The organism is Desemzia sp. FAM 23988 (assembly GCF_045528365.1).
In the GTDB taxonomy this organism is placed as follows: domain Bacteria; phylum Bacillota; class Bacilli; order Lactobacillales; family Carnobacteriaceae; genus Desemzia.
In genome coordinates, this window is the sequence record NZ_JBGQQS010000006.1 from 119,988 (window position 1) to 141,302 (window position 21,315).

General features: G+C 36.8%; 19 protein-coding genes. 10 read left to right on the forward strand and 9 right to left on the reverse strand.

All coding sequences use genetic code 11. The features are described from left to right. Nucleotides 1-24 precede the first annotated feature (24 nt). Nucleotides 25-1,002: a tocopherol cyclase family protein gene (locus tag ACEN4L_RS05340; RefSeq protein ID WP_407096531.1), complete on the forward strand. Its 978-nt coding sequence runs from the start codon at nt 25-27 to the stop codon at nt 1,000-1,002. Between the two features lie 421 nt (nt 1,003-1,423). On the opposite strand, the gene ACEN4L_RS05345 is transcribed toward ACEN4L_RS05340, so the two are convergent. From ACEN4L_RS05345 to ACEN4L_RS05365, 5 genes are all read right to left on the reverse strand, one after another. Further along, nucleotides 1,424-3,280, reverse strand: coding sequence for an ABC transporter ATP-binding protein (locus tag ACEN4L_RS05345; RefSeq protein WP_407096532.1), 1,857 nt, complete (start codon nt 3,278-3,280; stop codon nt 1,424-1,426). After that, nucleotides 3,280-5,001 (reverse strand): ABC transporter ATP-binding protein, encoded by a 1,722-nt coding sequence (locus tag ACEN4L_RS05350; protein ID WP_407096533.1) that lies wholly within the window; start codon nt 4,999-5,001, stop codon nt 3,280-3,282. Before ACEN4L_RS05350 ends, ACEN4L_RS05345 begins: the two co-directional genes overlap by 1 nt. Next, nucleotides 4,973-5,647, reverse strand: coding sequence for a TetR/AcrR family transcriptional regulator (locus tag ACEN4L_RS05355; protein ID WP_407096534.1), 675 nt, complete (start codon nt 5,645-5,647; stop codon nt 4,973-4,975). Before ACEN4L_RS05355 ends, ACEN4L_RS05350 begins: the two co-directional genes overlap by 29 nt. A 469-nt stretch (nt 5,648-6,116) precedes the next feature. After that, nucleotides 6,117-7,337, reverse strand: a complete 1,221-nt coding sequence (locus ACEN4L_RS05360) for an AI-2E family transporter (protein ID WP_407096535.1) — start codon at nt 7,335-7,337, stop codon at nt 6,117-6,119. A gap of 47 nt (nt 7,338-7,384) precedes the next feature. Continuing rightward, nucleotides 7,385-7,750: a PTS glucitol/sorbitol transporter subunit IIA gene (locus tag ACEN4L_RS05365; RefSeq protein ID WP_407096536.1), complete on the reverse strand. Its 366-nt coding sequence runs from the start codon at nt 7,748-7,750 to the stop codon at nt 7,385-7,387. Between the two features lie 216 nt (nt 7,751-7,966). On the opposite strand from ACEN4L_RS05365, the gene ACEN4L_RS05370 reads away from it, so the two are divergent. The 5 genes from ACEN4L_RS05370 (at nt 7,967) to ACEN4L_RS05390 (ending at nt 14,541) form a co-directional block, all read left to right on the forward strand. Next, on the forward strand, nt 7,967-10,075 hold the full coding sequence (locus ACEN4L_RS05370) for a CDP-glycerol glycerophosphotransferase family protein (protein ID WP_407102595.1): 2,109 nt from the start codon (nt 7,967-7,969) through the stop codon (nt 10,073-10,075). Nucleotides 10,076-10,319: 244 nt separating this feature from the next. After that, a complete protein-coding gene (locus ACEN4L_RS05375) occupies nt 10,320-11,354 on the forward strand; it encodes a lactonase family protein (RefSeq protein WP_407097668.1) in 1,035 nt (344 codons plus the stop codon). Nucleotides 11,355-11,559: 205 nt separating this feature from the next. Continuing rightward, entirely contained in the window at nt 11,560-12,462 is a 903-nt protein-coding gene (locus ACEN4L_RS05380) for a VOC family protein (RefSeq protein WP_407097669.1), read from the forward strand. Nucleotide 12,463: 1 nt separating this feature from the next. Then, the gene (locus tag ACEN4L_RS05385) at nt 12,464-13,456 is read left to right on the forward strand and encodes a ring-cleaving dioxygenase (RefSeq protein WP_407097670.1); all 993 of its coding nucleotides are present in this window, start codon (nt 12,464-12,466) and stop codon (nt 13,454-13,456) included. A 461-nt stretch (nt 13,457-13,917) separates the two neighbouring features. Then, a complete protein-coding gene (locus ACEN4L_RS05390; RefSeq protein ID WP_407097671.1) occupies nt 13,918-14,541 on the forward strand; it encodes a flavin reductase family protein in 624 nt (207 codons plus the stop codon). 61 nt (nt 14,542-14,602) lie between these two features. Here the strand turns inward: ACEN4L_RS05390 and ACEN4L_RS05395 are convergent, their stop codons facing one another. Both ACEN4L_RS05395 and ACEN4L_RS05400 read right to left on the reverse strand, forming a co-directional pair. Then, nucleotides 14,603-15,118 (reverse strand): PTS glucose transporter subunit IIA, encoded by a 516-nt coding sequence (locus tag ACEN4L_RS05395; protein WP_407097672.1) that lies wholly within the window; start codon nt 15,116-15,118, stop codon nt 14,603-14,605. Nucleotides 15,119-15,151: 33 nt separating this feature from the next. Beyond that, nucleotides 15,152-15,646 carry a hypothetical protein gene (locus ACEN4L_RS05400; protein ID WP_407097673.1) on the reverse strand — a complete coding sequence of 165 codons (495 nt, stop codon included), beginning with the start codon at nt 15,644-15,646 and terminating at the stop codon, nt 15,152-15,154. Nucleotides 15,647-15,980: 334 nt separating this feature from the next. On the opposite strand from ACEN4L_RS05400, the gene ACEN4L_RS05405 reads away from it, so the two are divergent. Further along, nucleotides 15,981-17,168: a polymer-forming cytoskeletal protein gene (locus ACEN4L_RS05405; protein WP_407097674.1), complete on the forward strand. Its 1,188-nt coding sequence runs from the start codon at nt 15,981-15,983 to the stop codon at nt 17,166-17,168. Nucleotides 17,169-17,365: 197 nt separating this feature from the next. After that, nucleotides 17,366-18,187: an undecaprenyl-diphosphate phosphatase gene (locus ACEN4L_RS05410; RefSeq protein ID WP_407097679.1), complete on the forward strand. Its 822-nt coding sequence runs from the start codon at nt 17,366-17,368 to the stop codon at nt 18,185-18,187. 60 nt (nt 18,188-18,247) lie between these two features. Here the strand turns inward: ACEN4L_RS05410 and ACEN4L_RS05415 are convergent, their stop codons facing one another. Then, a complete protein-coding gene (locus tag ACEN4L_RS05415; RefSeq protein ID WP_407097675.1) occupies nt 18,248-19,606 on the reverse strand; it encodes an aspartate kinase in 1,359 nt (452 codons plus the stop codon). 220 nt (nt 19,607-19,826) lie between these two features. On the opposite strand from ACEN4L_RS05415, the gene ACEN4L_RS05420 reads away from it, so the two are divergent. Continuing rightward, nucleotides 19,827-20,204 (forward strand): DUF4828 domain-containing protein, encoded by a 378-nt coding sequence (locus ACEN4L_RS05420; protein WP_407097676.1) that lies wholly within the window; start codon nt 19,827-19,829, stop codon nt 20,202-20,204. 89 nt (nt 20,205-20,293) lie between these two features. After that, complete coding sequence (locus ACEN4L_RS05425; RefSeq protein WP_407097677.1) at nt 20,294-20,989, forward strand: hydrolase; 696 nt, start codon at nt 20,294-20,296, stop codon at nt 20,987-20,989. Nucleotides 20,990-21,104: 115 nt separating this feature from the next. On the opposite strand, the gene ACEN4L_RS05430 is transcribed toward ACEN4L_RS05425, so the two are convergent. After that, nucleotides 21,105-21,315: hypothetical protein (locus ACEN4L_RS05430; RefSeq protein ID WP_407097678.1), on the reverse strand; the 211-nt coding region annotated here is incomplete at its 5' end.

Consider the following 21,315-nt stretch of genomic DNA (forward strand, 5'->3'; position numbering starts at 1 on the left):
TGACAATGGTTTGGAGGTGTATAGATGTTTAAAACAATGAATCCTATTTTATTTCAAGGAAATTTAGACAAAAAGCACTACTTTGAAGGCTGGTATTTTAAACAAGTCACTAAAGACGAAAATGAACTAATCAGTTTTATTCCAGGTATCAGTTTAAATGATAATGACAAACATTGTTTTGTTCAATACATTTCAGTGACAAAAGATAAAGAGAATCATCCTCTTATAAAAACAGACTATTTTCGTTACCCTCTTGATCAATTTATTTCTCGAGATAAACCATTTCAAGTTCAAATCGGTCCCAATACTTTTAGCGAAGACAAGGTTTCTGTATTGTTAAAAAAAGAAGGACTGACCATCAAAGGGTCTTTTAGGTTAGCTCATTTATACCCTATTAAGAAATCCACCTTAAATCCAACTATTATGGGTCCATTCTCTTATGTTCCATTTATGGAATGTTATCATGGAGTTATTAGTATGAAGCACCATTTAAGCGGTTATGTCAAAATCAATCACCGCTTAATTGATTTTACAGAAGGGACAGGATATATAGAAAAAGATTGGGGAACTTCTTTTCCTAAACAATATCTCTGGCTTCAAAGCAATACCTTTACAAATACAGAGACTAGTTTGTTTTTCTCTGTAGCAGATATCCCATTTATGAAGGCTGTTTTCGAAGGTTTTATTTGTAATCTACTGGTTCATCAAAGGGAATATAGGTTTGCCACTTATAATAGAAGCAAAATGTCCATCGAGCAGTTAACTTCTCAAAAAATTAAAATTGTTTTGGAGAATACTCATGCTCGGCTGACTATTAGCGCTCAACCTTCTCAATTTGGTGAACTAATCGCCCCCAAAAAAGGATCAATGTCTCTTCCAATCAAAGAAGGTTTTTCTAATTCTATTTACATTAAATTAGAAGATTTTCACACTCAACAAACTTATGAAGACCAAGGAAAAATGTGTGGTATGGAAATAGTCGGATACAAGATGGAAAAGTAGGTAAAACAAAAACAAGAGCTTAGCCAAAAAAACGACTAAGCTCTTGTTTTTGTTTAGTTTATCTTAGGTTCTACAACATTTGACGTTGGTAAGTAGAAAATACACTTCTTTTTAATTCTAACTCTATTAGAAACTCAGTTCTAAAAATTTCTGGAGGAATATGGGGATGCTTATAGCCATGAAAAGGATGCAATAAGAATTATCTCGAGTTAAGCTTCAACTTTTACTCGGAGTTTGTTCTCCGCTGTGCTGCGCATACCATATCCGTACGTCGCTAGCGCTCCAACGGCTTCGGCAACGCTTGTAAGTCTTGAAACGCGGTTTTTGGATCAAGGCGTTCCCATGGCGTTCCATAAGCAACCCATAGGCCGGAGGAAATTTCTTTACCAACGTTAGAAGAGGAAGAGCCTTATCTTATAGCTTAAGCTGGTGCAGAGTTTGCAAACTGTGCATTGTAAAGATCAGCGTAAAATCCATTTTTCTCCATCAATTCATCATGATTTCCTGTTTCGATCACGTCACCTTGATCCATGACGATGATTTTATCGGCATCACGAATTGTAGACAATCGATGAGCGATTACAAAACTGGTTCTTCCTTTCAGCAGTTTTGCCATTGCACGTTGGATCAAAACTTCCGTACGTGTATCGACACTGGAAGTAGCTTCATCAAGAATCAAAATTTCAGGATCTGCAAAAAATGCGCGTGCGATGGTGATCAACTGACGTTGGCCTTGAGAGATATTACTGGCTTCTTCATTCAAAATCGTGTCGTATCCATGAGGCAGCTTACGTACAAAATCATCTACGTGAGCTGCTTTTGCTGCTTCAAATATCTTTTCCTCAGAATCGGCATATTCTTCACTACCATATCGAAGATTTTCCAAAATAGTCCCATTAAACAACCAAGTATCTTGAAGAACCATCGCAAAATGCGAACGCAATTCTTCTCTTGTAATATCTCTCGTATCTACACCATTTAACTTAATGCTTCCGCCTTTGATATCATAAAAACGCTCCAACAAATTAATCAATGTTGATTTGCCTGCACCTGTAGGACCCACAACGGCTATCATTTCGCCTTCTTTAACGTCTAAGTTAAAGTCATTCATCAATAATGGCTCATTAGGACCACCATAACCAAACTGAACATGCTCAAATTGGATTTTGTAAGGAGAATCTTGCAACGGTTTAATATTAGAGTGTTCCAAATCCATTTCCGGTTCATCTAGCACCTCAAAAACACGTTCAGCAGAAGCAACTGTCGCTTGAATAGTGTTCGATAAATTAGCGATATCTCTCATCGGCTGTGAGAATTGGTTCACGTATTGTAAGAAAGCTTGAACATTACCTAATGTCATCGCCCCATTCGCAACATTGATCCCACCTAGTACCGCTACAGCCAAATACCCGATATTACGAGCAAATGAAATCAACGGCATCATAAGTCCCGTTAAAAATTGAGCTTTCCAAGAGGCCTCATAGTAAGACTCATTTTGCTTTTCAAATTTTTCAATTTCCGATTCTTCATGATTGTAAATTTTTACAACCGCATGTCCTGAATAAATCTCTTCTACTTGATCATTTAAAATACCCAATTCTTTTTGTTGTTTAGCAAACATTTTTTGGGCTCTCGGTGCAATGACCGACACAAAAACAGCACTCAATACTACGATAATAAAGGAGACAATAGTCAACTGTAGACTGATACTCAACATCATGACGAGTACAGCTACAAATTGAACAATACTTTGAACGAATTGAGTCAGCGATTGTTGTAAAGTATTGGCAATTTGGTCCATATCGTTTACAGCCCGAGACATGATATCTCCATTTGAATGTGTATCATAGTAACTGATCGGCATACGACTCATTTTGGCTTTTAAATCTTTTCGCAAATCATATACCGTTCGTTGGCCAATACGAGCCATAGTGAATTGTTGGAAATATCTGAACAGCCCGGCAGATATATACAAGACAAAAACGGTCAACAGAATTTGCATAATCAATTCAAAATCAATCGGCAATACATCAACCGTCTGACCAGCAGCTCTTAGAGCCATCCCCTCTTGGTAACCTCTGAATATCTCAGTGGTGGCTTGACCTAAAATTTTAGGCGTCAGAGTGGTAAAAATAGTCGCTGCAATAGTTAAGACGAGTACTAGTATCACTCCCCAAATACGAGTAGACATATAAGTCGTTAAACGTCTCAAGGTTCCCCAGAAATGCTTTGCTTTTCTGGGATTCAATCGTTCTTTGTTGCTCTTGCTGTTTTCCATTATATATCTTCTCCCCTCATTTGAGATTCCATAATTTCTTGATAGGTTGGGTTCGTTTCTTTTAATTGTTCATGGGTTCCTTTGCCAACCATTTTCCCTTCATCCAGAACAATAATAAGGTCCGCATCAACAACACTGCTGATTCGTTGCGCTATAATGATCACTACTGATTCAATGGTTTCTTTTTTAAGTGCAGCTCTTAAAACGGCATCTGTTTTAAAATCTAATGCAGAGAAAGAATCATCGAACAATAAAATATCTGCTTTAGAAACTAGTGCGCGAGCAATACTCAACCGTTGACGTTGACCTCCCGAGAAGTTTCCTCCACCTTGTTCAACCTGTGCATCCAATCCTTTGGGCATTTTTCCCACAAAATCTTTTGCTTGGGCGATCTCCAAGGCATGCCATATTTCTTCATCCGTAGCCTCTGGTTTTCCGTACTGCATATTTTCACGGATAGTACCAGTGAACAGCACTGCCTTTTGAGGGGCATACCCCATCAACGTCCGCAGATCATGTTGGGTGAAATCTCTAATATCTGTACCGTTGATTTTTATACTTCCAGATTCCACATCGTAAAAACGAGGGATCAAATTAGCCAAAGTAGATTTACCTGAACCCGTACCTCCGATAATCGCAATGGTCTCGCCTTTTTCAACTTTAAAATCAATGTCTTCTAAAGCTGATTTTTCAGCCCCAGTGTAACGGAAACTGACATGATCAAATTCAAATGAAATTTCTTTTTGTTCAGCAACTGATTTAGCTGCAGATGGATCTTTTATCGTACTTTTTAATTCCAATACTTCATTGATCCGAGCTGCCGAAACTTGCCCACGAGGAATAAACATGAAGATAAAAGCCACTTGCATCACACTGATCAAAATCTGCATAGCATAGGTCATAAATGTAACCAAATTTCCAACTTCCATTTGTCCAGTACTGATTAAATCTCCACCAAACCATATGATCATAATATTGGTAATACTGACAACCACGGTCATTGCAGGCATTAAAAAAGCCATGTAAGTAAAGGCTTTAATAGCTGTATCTGCATAATCTTTATTGGCTTCATCAAATCGGTTTTGCTCATGCTTGTCTTTTCTAAACGCTCTAACAACACGAACGCCTGTTAAACCTTCTCGAAAAACCAAGTTTAATTTATCTGTTTTTCGTTGCATAGATTTGAAGTAAGGCACTGCAAAATGCATGATAACCGCAATCAAAACAGCTAGTAAAGGGATTGAAATCAAAAAGGCTCTCGCTAATTGCGGCTCACGAGTGAACGCAAAAAATCCTGCTCCAACCATCATAATAGGAGCCATAATCATCAACCGCAACATCATCAGAACAACCATTTGTACCTGAACAACATCATTCGTGGTTCTGGTAATCAAAGAAGCCGTTCCCACTTCATCCAGTTCATCATTTGAGAAATGAGTTACTTTACGAAATACCTCATTTCGTATTTTTTTACCTAATCCTTGTGATTCTCTAGCAGCTACAAAAACATTGGCTACAGCACCCGCAATAGCGATAAGCGACATAAAGATCATTTTTAATCCAACATTCAGAATATAATCAACGTCTCCATTGGCTACTCCGTTGTCAATAATATCTGCCGTTAAAGTTGGAAGAATTAAATCTCCTAAAACTTGGATGATCATAAAAACTACAGCAGCAGCTATTGACCATTTATTCATTTTTTTGGCTAATTTTAACACTATTTATTTCCTCCGCATCCGTTTTTGGCTTTTTAGCTCCAAATTCCAGCCAGTTTAACTTTTGGCAAAAATTGATTCTGATTTTTTCTTGCGAATAGTCTCTTGCAAATCCTTCTATGATTTCGTGCATCATGATCGAAAGAACCAAGCGCAGTAACTTGTTTAATTCTTGTATCGAATCAACGTGTAATAGATCCGTGTTTATCAGACTACAAACGCTTTGGTTTGTTTCTGTGAAATCTTCTTCACTACTAGAGAAGTCTTCTGGAGCCACTTCTTTGGTCGCCCGATAATCCATATGCAAAAATAACTGTTTGTAAAAATTTGTATGTGATTCTTCCATCATTCTGGTCAATAATTGCGGAAAATAATTACGAAAACCAATAAACAAATCACCGTCCGCTTTTTCAAACTCTCTTTTCAAAAGTTCTTTCGTATCAGACTCGATTGTTTTCACAATATAAAAATACAAATCTTCTTTGTTTTCAAAGTATTGATAAAAACTTCCTCTAGAAATGGCGGCGTTTTTGATAATCGTATTAATAGAAGCTTCATTCAACGATTTTTCTGAAAATTCTTTCGTTGCAGCAACTATCAGTCGCTCTCTTTTTTCATCGCTTAGATTAAAAAATGTTTTAGTAGGCACATCAAAAGCTCCTTTCTTCCTATATTCTTATCCTACTCTCATACAGCATCCAACCATTATATATGACAACTTGTCACGTTGCAATAAAAAAGCACGCACCTTTTACGATGCGTGTTTACATAATTTTTTTGGTTCTACGCTATTAGACATTGGTAAGTAAAAAATATACTTCTTTTTAACTCTTACCCTATTAGAAACACATTCTCAGAAATTTCTATAGGAGTATGGGGTTGCTTATAACCATGAATAAGGATGCAATGGGAATTAATCCCGAGTAAAAGCTGAAGCTTTTACTCGGAGTTTGTTCTCCGCTACGCATACCATATCCGTACGTCGTTATCACTCCAACGGCTTCGGCAACGCTCGCAAGCCTTGAGACGTGGGTTTCGGCTCAAGGTGTTCCATAAGCAACCCCCTAGGCCGGAGGAAGTTTCTTTACCCATGTTAGAAAATGAAGAACATTTTTTTATTAGGATTCTTCAGTTTCCTTATTTTGAATCGTTTCCCGTCGGATAATATCTGCAGGACGATAACTGTCTTCATTTTCGTATAAACTGGAGTAATCATGGTACCACTGAAAAATATGGACCACAATAATTTTCAAAATCGCATAACCTGGAATACCAAATAAAACACCTACAACTCCGAATAATTTCCCCCCGGTCAACAGAACAAAAATGATTGTGATCGGGTGCATCTTTAGATTAGAACCCAAAATTTGCGGTGAGATTACACGTCCTTCAATAATCTGTTCAATCGCAAAAACAATCAGTACTTTTACCAACATGCTGGGAGAATCCACTAAAGCTACTACTAAAGCCGGTACTGTAGCTACGAACGATCCTAAATAAGGTATGATGTTTAAAAATCCGGCTATGATTCCCAAAGTAGCTGCGAACTCCAAACCAATAATAGCAAACCCTGCCCAGAACATAATGCTGACACATAGAGCTACCAGCAGCTGGCCCCTAACATACTGGCTGATTTGAAGGTTCATTTCAGTCATCACCCGGTACGTTTTGGTCCGAATTTTTGTAGGTACAAATTTCAATAAATACACAGGGATTTTTTTTCCATCTTTTAAGAGATAAAATAGAATAAACGGCATCGTAAAAATAGCAATGACAATACTTGTGATAGTCCCTACAACACTGCCTATCCCTGAGAAGGTGGAATCCAATACCACGTTTGCTTGTGCAGATAAGGTATTCATAAGATTCTCGTTAAACTCTTGGAATTGATTCTGAATTTGTGAGAATTCTTCACTTCGAATCAGCCCTTCTATTTGCAGAGTGATGTTGTTCCAATAGTCTGGCCAATTGGTTACTAAACTAGACAGCTGATTTCGAATCAGAGGAATGAGGGTAGTGACTCCCCATATGAGCAATCCTAAGATAACCAAGAAAACAATGGTAATGCCATAAACACGAGGGATTTTTTTAGCCTCCAGCCAATCAATCACTGGATTTAATAAGTAATACAAAATCACCGAAAAAATTACCGGCAATCCCACAATCTCAAAAAATCCTTTTAGCGGATCCAGCACATAAGAAACTTTACTAAAAACAAATATATTTATTAAAATCAATAAAAGGACCAATAAAATAGCGACTACTTTGTTGCTTAAAAACCATCTCTTAAACCAATTCACCGTAACCTTATTATTTTCTATATTAGGTTCTCTTTTCAACAGTCAATCATCCTCTCTAGCTCAACTTCTAAATTTTTGACTGTATTCTATTCAGCGTAAGTGATCTTTGACCCAATGATTAATTCGGGCAGTTCAAAAGGACTTAGATATACTCCATTCTCAATACGATTTTCTTTTGCTTCAGGTGGTTGAGCAAAATTTAATGTAACATGCCCAATTGAATTTAAATTCTCATTCGCCAAAGTACCAACATACAAGATCGTATATTCCTGATCTCCAAATAAGATCTTTCCTTCTGGTTTTAATGAAACAGGTTGTTCGCTTGAAATAGCACTTTGAATCACAGATACTTTCCGTAATTCCTCCGTTGCCTGCTCCCCAAATAAAATAATCAGCGGATCTTTTTGACTGATGGCACTTTCACCAATAGCGGTAATTTTAGTTACTAACATACACTTCATCCTTTCGCTTTCCATCTACTATATTGATAGTTCAATTTTAGCATATTCCCAACTTCTTTACTAAAGAAGCTGTATTATTTTTTTAATTTCTGTATAAATCTTTATTCTTTCAAATTTAACCCTTAAACTTGCATGAATCCGTTTGTAACTATTAATCTAGACTGGTATGATAAAGTGAAGAATATTTGAGTTACTGGAGGTATAAAGATGTCTCAAGATAATCCGCAGCACGAAACAAACCAATCCAAAAATTTACCGATTTTTCAAAACATCAAACACCCTACTTTTTCTGTTCGTACAGAAGAAGAAGCTTATGAAATTACTATGTCTCTTTCGAATAAATTAACCTATGCATTTGAAAATTTTTCCGCTCATTACAATTCGTCTGATAAAACAGTTGTATATGAAGCAACAAAAACCCAACAGAATACTTATCGTCTGCTGCTTCCCTTAGCAGAACTATTGGCTCCGGTCAGTGAATCAGCTATGAATGAAACTATTCGTTTTTATTTTACCTTAAGCTGGAAAGTTGACGAAGAAAGATTTGAACAAGACTTTCCTTTAGCTTTGTCCCTTTTTGATCAATTTGATGCTTTTGGACTAAGCCAAACGATCTATCGAAAACAAGTCTTTATTCCGTACTTCACAGAAACAGATGAAGTCTTTAGCATCGCATTAAATATCCCTGTTCCGAGCAGTCAATATTTTGCTCATCATGAATTGGACATCATCAAATTAGCTAAAACAGAATTTGCTGTTACTGGAAAGCTGGCTTTAAAAGCTTTTACGCTCAATCAGGTAGGTGTTGTTTTAGTTGGAAAACGTTCTGGGAAAGAATACCCCTTTTCAACTAATCACACTTTAGAAAAACAAGAAAAAAGCACTCATTTAAATCATTACCAGTACTCTTTTTCTCTAAATATGCAAACTTTTGTACGAAAGCTGTTGATTGAAAAATTTGACGATGAAGACTTCGATCTTTATCTTGAGTTGTATCTAAACGGTCTTTACAGCCCAGTGAGCATTCCGCTGACCACTCAAGGCGTCACTCTTCCTAAAAATATTTACAAAGATCTCGCCATCTCTTATGGCAGAACTACTTTTATCTGGGCACTAAAACTCCAAGGCTCTCAGCAAGCCTTATCTTTCGCTTTCACCAAATACAAGAAAGATATTTACGCTTACTATAAGGAAATAGCGCCGCTCTCATTAGTCAAGTCGCCAATCAATCAAAAGAAAAACATTTGGGTGATTGGTGAAAAACCAATGCAAGCTAAAAATAACGGCTGGGCGTTCTTCTGCTATCTGAGAGAAAATCATCCTGATCAAGCGGTGTACTATGTACTGGACATCCACTCTCCAGATTATGAAAAAGCTTATGCTTACGATGCTGAGCATTTAATAGAATTTAAATCTAAAGCCTACATTGACACATTGTTGGCGGCACAGGTCTTATTATTTACAGACTCTCCTTATGACTTGTATCCTTCACGCAGCCCATTGCAGCTAGATTTTATTCGTGCTAAAAAAGTACTTTTACAAAAAAATGTCCTTGGTCTAGAAGATGTCAGTGAAACTTTAGGATACAGCACTAAAAATTTCCGAACAGACTTAGTTTTAGCCAGTTCCAAAATAGAGGAACGCTATTTGCAACAGACACTCGGTTATCCAGAAAATAGTATTCGATTAACTGGGTTAGCTCGGTTTGACGCATTGTTAAGCAAAAGCTCTTCTTTAGAGATAGCTTCTAATGTAGTGATTTGCCCACAAGAATTTCCCATTGGAAAATACGGTCAAAAAGAACTTATAGGCGAAACAGCTGCAGCTCTGCTTACTCTAGTACAACAATCTGAGTTTATGGATTTTGTTGACAGACACTATCTTACTCCTGTCATCGCACTGCCAGATGCTATGAAAGATTTTACGGGTAAATTTCAACAGTTGAATTGCGAGGTTGTTTTGCAAAGTCAAATGGATACCTTGGACTTATTGAAATCAAGCAGGATCTTTATTACAGATCAACATCCACTCGCTTTTGATGCTAGTTTTATTGGTATTCCAGTCTTATTTTATCAACCAGAATTACCGTTCAAAAAAAATACAGAGTCGGCTTTTCTGCGTCAAGCTTATTTGAATGAATTGCCTGGAGAAATAGCTACTTCACAAAACAGCTTGCTTTATTTGATGCAGCAGCTTGCAGAACAGGATTTCAAACAATCTCGTAAAAACCGTCAAAAAGCAGATGCTTTGCTGTATTACCCAGATACACATTCTAGCGAACGCATCTTCAAGGCTGTCACTGAATTATTACAGTAAAACGAAGAATACCCAAAAACTGAAATCGAAATTTCAGTTTTTGGGTATTTTGTTGAAATTATGCTTACAGAACCGATCATTACAGGTGGAAAAAGACACTCAGCTAAATGGGAAAAGTGTCGTCTACGAAAATCAGACTGTTTTCTCCACGTTCTGATTTCTTAAACTGTTTTTGATTCCGTTTTCTTAGTTTTATGCTATACTGATTTTGTATGTGAAATGTAAGTTAATAGGAGGATTATCAATGAAAGAAACCATTTATTTAGGTACTTATACAAAAAAGGAAAGTAAAGGGATCTATGAAATCATCTTAGATACAGAAACTAAAACATTAGGACAGTTGAAGTTGTTGGCAGAGGCTGGAAACCCTACTTATCTTGCTTTAAATGATGACAATTCATATTTATATGGAATTTTAAGAGAAGATAGCGGAAATGGTGTCGGTATGTTCAAAGTTGCAAACGATGGTATTCTAGAAAGAGTATCCGCTGCTACTGACGATACTGCATCTCCTTGCTACGTTTCATATGATAAAGAACGTTCATTGGTTTATGCCGCGCATTACGGAAACGGAACGTTATCCGTTTACCGCACATCCAAAGATGGCTCTATTTCTCTGGCAGACAGAGTTCAGCATGAAGGTTCTGGTGTTCACGAAAATCAAGATGGTCCTCATGCTCATTTTATCGATCTAACACCGGATAAAAAATTCGTTGTTGCTTGTGATTTAGGAACAGATGAGATCTACACTTACTCAATCAGTGACGAAGGTGAATTAACAGAAGTCAGCCGCTATCATACCAAGCCTGGTACTGGTCCGCGTCACATCATCTTCTCTCAAGATGGCACTAAAGCTTATGGATTTGGAGAATTGAGCAGTGAAGTAGTCGTATTGGATTACGATAGTTCAAATGGGTCTTTTGAACATATTCAAACAATCTCCAGTGTTCCTGAAGATCGAGAAGAATTCAAATGGGGAGCAGCTATCCGTATTTCTAACGATGGAAAATTTGTGTATGCTTCGAATCGTGGACATGATTCTATTGCTGTTTTTGCTGTGTCGCCAAATGACGGCACTTTGGAAATCGTAGAGTATGTTCCTACAGAAGGAAAAACGCCGCGTGATTTTAATTTAGACCCAACCAATCAATTCGTAGTCGTCGGACATCAAGATTCTGACAACTTGACTTTATTTGAACGAAACAGCGAAACTGGTAAATTAACGTTGCTTGAAAAAGACATTTACGCTCCTGAAGTTGTTGGCGTAACATTTGCTTAAAGGAATAACCTTAAAAAGAACTAATTTTGCTGAAAAGCTTGATTAGTTCTTTTCTTTGTATATTCCCCTTTAATATATGAACATTTTTTGAACATTACTAAATAGAATATCTCTAATTTAAACTTATTTATTGTAAGTATGTTTTTGATTATGCTATACTTCATTTGTCGTTAAGTTCGATTGTGTTTTTGAAAGGAGAATTATCTTGATTACTGGCATTCATCATATCTCAGCGATTACCAAATCATCCAAAAAAAATCATGCATTCTATGTAGATTTATTAGGCTTGCGATTTGTAAAAAATACCGTTAATCAACAAAATACAGCTATGAGACATTTATTCTACGGAGATTACAACGCTAATCCCGGTACTCAGTTAACCTTTTTTGAACTTAAGAATTCTGGAAGAGCTTATAACGAAGACAATTATTTTTCCACTATCACATTAGACATACCAAAAGGCAGTTTATCCTTCTGGAAAGATCGTTTGGCAAAACATGAAGTATCTATTGAGCACTCATTCGATAAGGCCTCTCTCTTCTTTAAAGATGAGGATGGTATGCCTCTTGCCTTGAGAGAATCCGAAAGTGTGATTACTGCTGATAATGCTGTTTCTCATTCTTCTATCCCTAGAGAAATGCAGATCATCGGATTAAGTGAAGTTTTGATTCGTGTAGTAAATCCTGAAGCAACTTTAGACTTTTTGACTTCCTTCTTAGGGTTACAACGAGAAGTCGGATGTAATTATGTCTATAATCCTTCCAATCAATTCACAACAACTGTAGAAGCTTCTAACAATACCAACAAGTCGCGTTTGGGACATGGGTCAATGGATCACATTGCTTATAGTGTAAACACCGTTGAAGATTTGGAGACATTACATCAAAAAGCCTTAGACATGAATTTACCGATTGAATTGTATCTAGATCGAGACTATTTCAAGAGCTTATATGTCACCGATCCAAATGGTCTAAGAATTGAAATCGCCACTAAAGGACCAGGATTTACAATAGATGAATCCCTTGAATCATTAGCAACAACACTAGCTTTACCAAGCTTTTTAGAAAATAAACGAGCTGAAATCGAAGCTCAATTGGAGGAATTTTAACATGGAACAATTTCATGGCATCCATCACGTCACAGCTATTACAAGTAGCGCCGAAAAAAACTATGCATTTTTTACAAACGTATTAGGTATGCGTTTAGTGAAAAAAACAGTCAATCAAGACGATATTCAAACGTATCACTTATTTTTTGCAGACGATAAAGGTACTGCAGGTACAGATATGACCTTTTTCGATTTCCCAGGAATTCCAAAAGGCTCTAAAGGTACAGATACTATTTCCCGCACATCTTTACGTGTCCCCAGCGATGAAGCTTTAGATTACTGGGTAAAACGTTTCGATCATTACAATGTGAAATACGATGAAATCAAAGAAATGTTTGGCGTGAAAGTTTTATGGTTTGAAGATTTTGATGAACAACAATATTCATTGATTTCTGATGAAAACGACAACGGAATCGGTTCAGGAACTCCTTGGCAAAAAGGCCCTGTTCCAAATGAATACGGAATTACCGGGTTAGGTCCTATCTTCTTTAGAGTTTCTAACTTTACCTATATGAAAGAAGTTCTTGAAAAAGTAATGTTCTTTAAAGAAATCGCTCAAGAAGGACAATACCACCAGTTTGAAGTTGGCGAATTCGGCGGAAATGGCGCTCAAATCATTGTAGAACCAAGTACGATTCTACCCCGCACTCAACAAGGATACGGTAGCGTTCATCACGTGGCCTTCCGTGTAAAAGATCGCGACATGTTAGACGCTTGGACAGAACGTATGCAAAGTTTCAACTTGCCAAATTCAGGTTATGTAGACCGCTTCTACTTTGAATCAACGTATACAAATATCTACCCTGGAGTTCTATTCGAATTAGCGACTGACGAACCAGGATTCGTGGATGATGAAGAATCATTAGAAATTTTAGGAGAAACATTAGCATTACCTCCTAAATTCAGAAACAACCGCGAAGAAATCGAAAAACTAGTACGCCCAATCGACACAGTAAGAAGCACCAAAACATTCGAAAAAGAATACTTTAATTAAGCATGTGGAAGTCGCTGCTCTGACTCGACAGGAAAATCTATTCTCTTTTTAGAGGACGCTTTTTGTCCTCAAAAAAGAGAATGATTTTACCGAGAGTCAAGCGACTGCAACTGGACTGAAGGATGCGGAGGTCGCTTGGTAGACACGACAAGAAAATAGGGAAGTTTGAATGAGGTTCTTTTTACCCCAATCAAATTTTATCTTTTTTTACAAAATTACTAGGCCTTGTAGTTCTACTAAAGTGTGTGGAGTGTCTCGCTTAGCTCCGACAGAAAGTCTATTCTATTTTCAACAAATAATCTTTTGCTGAAGCGAAAGATCCGTCCACAGTACCAAAAGTTCAGTAAGTATTCGTCCTCTTTCACGGTAAAGTGGACGAATATTTATTTTTTGTATTTCCATCTGCGAGGAATTTTACTCCTCTCTCTATTCACACATGAAAATGAAAAGGAAGTGATACTTTGATTCATTACAATTCTGAAGAATTAACTAAAAAACAACAATACAAGTTTATCAGCGGCAGTATCATCCCACGTCCTATCGCCTGGGTAACCTCTTTATCCAAGGACGGCACGGTAGTTAATGCTGCGCCATTCAGTTTCTTTAGTGCTGCATCAAATGATTTGCCTTTGATCACAGTAGCTATTTTAAGAAAAGATGGCGAGATCAAAGATTCGGCGCGCAACATGCTGCAACGGAAAGAAGCCGTAATCCACATTGTTGATTTGCCCTTGGTAGAAGAAATGAATAAAACTTCTGCTCCGCTGCTGCCTCATGAAAGTGAAATCGATCGAACAAATTTAACATTAGTAGATAGTAAAACCGTCAGTGTGCCCGCCATCAAAGAAGCTAAAATCCGTTTTGAAGGTAAAGTGCATCAATATGTGCCGGTGACTGACGAAGAAGGTTCAGTGGTATCTGACTTATTTATCATTCGCGTCACTGACTTTTTCTTTGATGAAACAGTAGTGGATACTTCAAATCATTACATTCTAACAGACAAATTGAATCCTGTTGCCCGACTGGCTGGAAGCAATTACGCTACTTTAGATGAAGAATTCCAATTAGAGCGCCCATTACAATAAAAAAAGGAAGACAATGAGTTTTTATAACTCACTGTCTTCCTTTTTTTGTGATTCAGATGATTTATTTTGCCGTTACAGAACCGATATCTCCTGATGCAGAAACTGTTGCACCTGAGTCGATCATATCAAAAGCATTTACTTGATCCATGTTCGTAAAGACAACTACCATAGCACTATCTTTCTCTGCAGCTGCTAAGGCTTGTAAATCGACAGTAGAAATTTTAGTGCTGCTTGTTACTTCTTGTCCTTCTGTTACTGTAGTTGTAAATGGTTTCCCATCTAATTCCACTGTATCTAATCCCATGTGAACTAGAACTTCAACTCCGTTTTCCATGGCGATTCCAACAGCATGTTTCGTAGGAAAAACGCTCATTACTTTACCGTCAACAGGAGAATAAATATCTCCATCAGTTGGGATAACTGCAAATCCGTCTCCCATCATTTTTTGTGAGAATACTGGATCAGCCACTTCTTCAATGGAGATTAACTTTCCATTTACTGGTGCGTAAACTTTTGCTTCTTTCGTTTCTTGTTTTGAACTGTTATCTTTACCTTTTAAGAAATCAAATAATCCCATTTAAATCCCTGCTTTCTTTTTTTATAATGCATTTTAACTCATGCGCCAACTGGCATATGCTATACCTAATGATAACACATTTAGTACAATCAAGAGAATGATTACGCCTTTTTTATTTTCATCTCTGATAGGTTTTTTTGCTCTCATCTCGTCCTCTGTGATCAAAGGATTATCGGTTAGTTCATTGAAAGCTAAAAAAGAGAGAATCACACCGATGATATTACCTGTTATGAACTGTTGAGGCATAGTCAATTTTAATACGCTGTCTGCGACTCCACCTTTTTTACGTTCAGAAATCTGTGTAGCGTACAACACATAAGCTAAAATCAAATTGATACCTAACTTCAGTATAGTAAGGGCAACTCCTAAATTTTCACTGAGCAGTTCTTCATAACTTTGCCCGCTTCCAATATTGAGCAGCAGTAAAGATCCAAAGTAAATTACTGGTCCAGCAATTAAATAGATCATCAATAAATTATAGAGCCATTTCTTTCGTTTATCAGGAACAACTTCTTTTGTTTCAAACATCTTACTCTCACCAGTTTTCTTCAAAATTAAGTATTTAAGTGCTTCCAACAGTATACAGTATAGCAAAAAACCGGTTTCTTATCAATGTCTTCTTGTCAGTAATCGTGCAAAGTATTGAGGGTGATGCAACTGACAAACCTGTTGTTTCTCCCTTCTTTAGAATAGTGGTAATATAGTGGTGAAAAGTAAGGCTTACAATCCAAATAAAGCTCAGGCATCCGTGTCTTTCCCTCTTTAATTTCCTTTTCTCTCTCTTTAACTACTCCACCTACAAGAAACAGGCTCACTCACTACCAAGCGATCGATAATTGTTAGATTCAATTGGAGGTGTAACATGAAAAAGAGCAGGTATTCTCGCCGGATTTCCTTGCGTCTGTTTTATCTACTGTCTCTGATTTTTATAACCCTTCCTTTTTTCTCTTTACATGTGTTAGCACAAAATATGAATGGTGCAGGGAATTCAACTGAACTATTAGATCAAAGTGAAACATTAGATGGTCCTGGTTTCTTCTCTGGTGATGATGTCCAAATTGATGGTACTGTAGAAGGGACGACCTTTGCTGTCGGTGAAGAAGTCCATATCAATGGAACGATTAATGGTTCGCTATTTGTCGTAGCTCAAACTATTTTTATCAATGGTGAAGTAACCGGCAATATTTATGCTACTGGTCAAAATATCACTATCACCGCTCAAAGCAGACAGGATGTTTTTCTAGTGGGCGCAAACATTATTATAGATTCTCAAGCTCAGATTGTAAGAGATCTTTTTGTTGCAGCAGCATCGCTAATGCAGGAAGGGACGATTTCTCGTCACTTATATGGAGGGGGGCAGCGCTTTACCTTAAATGGATCTGTAGCTGGAAATGCTTATTTAGATATCCAACAATTAACTTTACAGTCATCTGCAGTGATCGATGGAAATCTGCATTATGAAAGCCCTAATGCAGCCGTTGTAAATTCAACTGCAACAATCAATGGAACGACTGATTGGGAAGAATCCACTCAAACAATGTCTAACCGCTCTACTCGTCCAATGGCAAGAGCAGTAAAGGTCCTGATTGGGTTTCTTTGGAGTGTCCTCAGTACTTTAATCGTCTGGTTTATGATCAAGTTATGGCGTCCAAATTTCTGGATGCACCCTATCCAATCCATTTCTACAGCCCCACTTAAAACAATTGCTATCGGCTTAGTAACAATGATCCTAACTCCTATAGCCGCCATTTTGTCCATGTTGACTATTATTGGAATACCATTCGGACTCATCCTTATTGTCACTTACACCATATTAGTGTACCTTTCTCACATCGTTACAGCTGTTTTCATAGGATTTTGGTTAGTGAATACTTTCAAATGGCACAAGTTAAAAAACGAGATTTGGCTTATTCTCCTTGGCGTACTTCTTTTAGAACTCATTGGATTGATGCCTTTTATCCGTTTCATCATCGGGTTAATCGTTATTTTAACCGGATTAGGTGCCCTGGTCCTTTCAAATCGTAAACTCTCTTCGTCAAATGAACTTTAATGAATCAATAGCTCCTTTTTGAAGCTGGACTAACTAAAAGCTGGGATTAGGTGATCCCAGCTTTTTACTATTCCTAGTTTTATGTCAAAACGACTTAAAAAATATTAATTTTCTGTGATTTTATGGATTACTTTTTTAAAATTCGTTATACTAATCCTTGCTATGCAATTTTTTTGAATGGAAAGGAGTAGATTAGTATTCTAGTCGAACTTTTAAAAGCCGTATTTTTAGGTATTGTCGAAGGTATTACAGAATGGTTGCCCATTAGTAGTACAGGTCATATGATTTTAGTGGATGAATTTATCAAGCTTAATGCTTCTGCTGCGTTTATGGAAATGTTTTTAGTTGTGATTCAATTAGGAGCTATATTAGCAGTTGTTCTTATCTTTTTTCATAAATTGAACCCATTTGCTCCTAGCAAATCTGCGCAAGAGAAAAAAGATACGATGTCTATTTGGTATAAAGTAGTGGTTGGGGTCATTCCAGCTGCAGTTTTGGGATTTTTATTTGATGATTGGTTGACGGAACATTTATTTAATTATCAAACCGTAGCAATTATGCTGATTGTTTATGGAATACTGTTTATAGTGATCGAGAACCGCAATAAAGATCGAGTACCATCGACGAAAACTTTTGCTGATTTAACCTATAAAACAGCCTTCTTAATAGGAATGTTCCAAGTACTTTCTTTGATTCCAGGAACGTCTCGTTCAGGAGCGACTATCTTAGGAGCTATTTTACTGGGAACGTCTCGTTTTGTAGCCACTGAGTATTCATTCTTTATGTCTATTCCAATTATGTTTGGGGCCAGCTTATTGAAACTTTTGGGCTTTGGATTTAACTTTACTGGTTCTGAAGTAGCGATATTATTAACAGGTATGATCGTTGCCTTTTTCGTTTCTATTATCGCCATTAAGTTCTTATTGAAATACATTAAAAATAATGACTTTAAAGCCTTTGGTTGGTATCGTATTGTCTTAGGTATTTTAGTCTTAGGTTATTTCATGCTTTTTGCATAATAGACTAGTCAATTAAAAAAAGGGTTGAGATTATAAAAATCTCAACCCTTTTTTTGCTGCCTATTTGACCTCATCAAAGAAAGCATGGTAGAGAGCTTCTACAGCTTTATCCTCATCTTTTTTCTGTATGCCAAACATGACACTATTTTCTGATGCTCCTTGATTGACCATATCGATATTAATGTGCTCGTCTTTCAGAGCTTGTGCTGCTATCGCCATCGTTCCGATTTGATTACGCATTCCCTCGCCAACTAACATAATCAATGCAACACCTCTTTCTATATTTACACTATCCACAGACAGCTCTTCTGTTAATGCACTAATCAACTTTTTTTCAATCTCAGGGGTCATTTGGTTTTCTCGTAAAATGACTGTCAAGTTGTCGATTCCAGAGGGGGTATGTTCATAACTTAATCCATATGATTCCAATAACTGTAAAACTTTACGCCCAAAACCAATTTCACGGTTCATCAAATACTTCTCAATATAAATGTTTATAAATCCACTTGAGCTGGCAATTCCAATTAAAGGAGCATGTTCTTTTGTATGTTCTTTGACGATTTTCGTTCCTGGAGCCTCAGGATTATTGGTATTCTTTATCACCACTGGGATTCCTTTTTTAAAGGCTGGTTCAAGTGCCTCATCATGTAATACGGAAAAACCTGCATAAGACAATTCGCGCATTTCGCGGTACGTCAATTCAGATACTGGATAAGGGTTTTTGACGACAGACGGATTGGCCGCAAAGATAGCATCCACATCCGTAAAATTTTCGTACAATTCCGCCCCTACTCCGTTGGCTAATATGGCTCCTGTGATGTCTGATCCACCTCTTGAAAAGGTACAAATTTGACCTTCTTTGGTGTACCCAAAAAAGCCAGGAAAAACAAGTACTTCAGTTCTGTTACGCAACTTTTCCAATGCATCATAGCTTTCTGGAAGAATACGTGCATTGTTCGGCTCATCTGTTACAAGCAATCCTGCTTCTTGTGGATTGATATAACTAGATAGCAATCCTTCTTGATTCAAATAAGCTGCGACTAATTTAGCGTTATTGTCTTCCCCGCTTGCTTTAAAAGCATCGATATAATAGTCAGGAGTTGTTTTATCTCCAGCTGTCAGCTCATTCAGATTCATTCGAATCATTTCAATAACCTTTTTATCAAGATGAAGATCTTCTGCTATTTCCTGGTAACGATGTACAACTTTGTTCATTTCATCAGAAAAATCTTGATTTAATAATGATTTTTCAGCTATGGAAATCAGCAAATCAGTCACTTTTTCATCTTGTGGAAATCGTTTTCCTGGTGCGGATACGACGACGATTTTACGCGCTTTATTCTCTTTTACGATCTGAACTACTTTTTTTAATTGTTGAGCTGATGCTAATGAACTGCCCCCAAATTTAACTACATTCATTATTTCACAACCTTTATTTAATTTAATTTGAATAGTTTAAGAAATGATTACAATTAGGATATTCCTCATAAATCCGTCTGAAGTCCCTATATCTTCTTGAAAAAAAAGATTATAATATAAACAAATATGGAAACTTGGAATTTGTTTATTATAGTACCATGAAATGACAAGTTCATTCTACTGTTGGGATAATTATTTATAGACAAAAGGAGATTTTTTAATGAGTCGGCGCAAAGCATTTACATATCTATTAGGTGTTTCTTTTGTTGCAGGAATTGCACGAGAAACTCTGCGTAAGAAAAACAAAAAAACTCGATTTCATAAAACTTCTGCCATCTCCAGGTTTGCCGGGACATGGACGTTTGATGATTCTTTGTATCCAGAAACTAAAACTCTTAAAATTGATGATCAAGCTCGATTATTTATAAATGAAAAACCTGTAAAAGGCTCGTTAACTTTATTAGATCAAAAAAAATTAACTTTTACAGATCATTATGGATATGAGCTGATTATTCAACCAATCGATAAAAATTCAATCACATTGTTTGATTCTGCCGATGACAAAACCTATACTTTGTCTTTAACCTCCCTCAACTAGACTTAACATTTTGTTTTTTTTATTGCTCTTTTAGTTAAAATCGGTTTTAATTAAAAGGAATTCGTTAGACAAAAAGGAGGCAACAAAGTATGGCCCGATACAAAGACAATATTCCTTCCGTTATTACTGAATTAAGACATGATACAGTTGATGTTCCTTCAGTAATCACTAAATGCAGCGGCATCAATATTAATGGAAGAAAACTGAAATCCTTTATTTTTACAACAGATATTTCTATTATCTGCAATACTGATGCGGATGCTGTAATAGCAGTTTATCCTTTCACACCTTACCCTGCTATCATACAAGCTATCTCTTCCGTAGCATCTATACCCGTTATAGCTGGAGTAGGTGGCGGTTTGACACATGGACTCAGATCTGCAAACATTAGTCTTTTTGCAGAATCTTTAGGAGCCATCAGTGTCGTCGTTAATGCTCCTACACCGCTGGAAACTATTACACAGATCAACACCGTGATCGATATCCCAATCGTGATCACTATTGTTTCTGAATTTACAGATATCCAAGAAAAATTGGATGCTGGAGCAGATATCCTTAATGTCAGTGGAGGTTCAAAAACGGCTTCCATCGTCCGCAGCATTCGCAAAAATTATCCGAATGTTCCTATTATTGCAACTGGTGGTCCAACTGACGAAAGTATTTTAGAAACTATTGAAGCTGGCGCTAACGCAATTACGTACACTCCGCCTTCTAATGGAGAATTATTTAAACGTAAAATGGATAAATACCGTAAACAAGAAGAAAATAAATACATTGAAGAATAAAACCTTTCACTGCAGCAACGCATTTCTGGCAAGTCAGAAACTTACGTTGTTGTTTTTTTATTCCTTATTAGTTTTACTAAACCATCCTCATTTAGAAAAATCATTGAAATAAATCTCACCTTCCTGTAGGATAGAGATGATCGACTTGTAAATAGTAAGTTAAAAGGAGAATATACAATGAAAATAGATATTTGGTCAGTGATACACTCCCTACAAAGTAGACACTAGAAATAACAAAAATTTCTAAACTATTTTGTAGGGAGTGTTTTTTATTGTCTAAACGAGTTAAATTAAGCGCAGACGAAAAATTAGCCATCATTAAACCA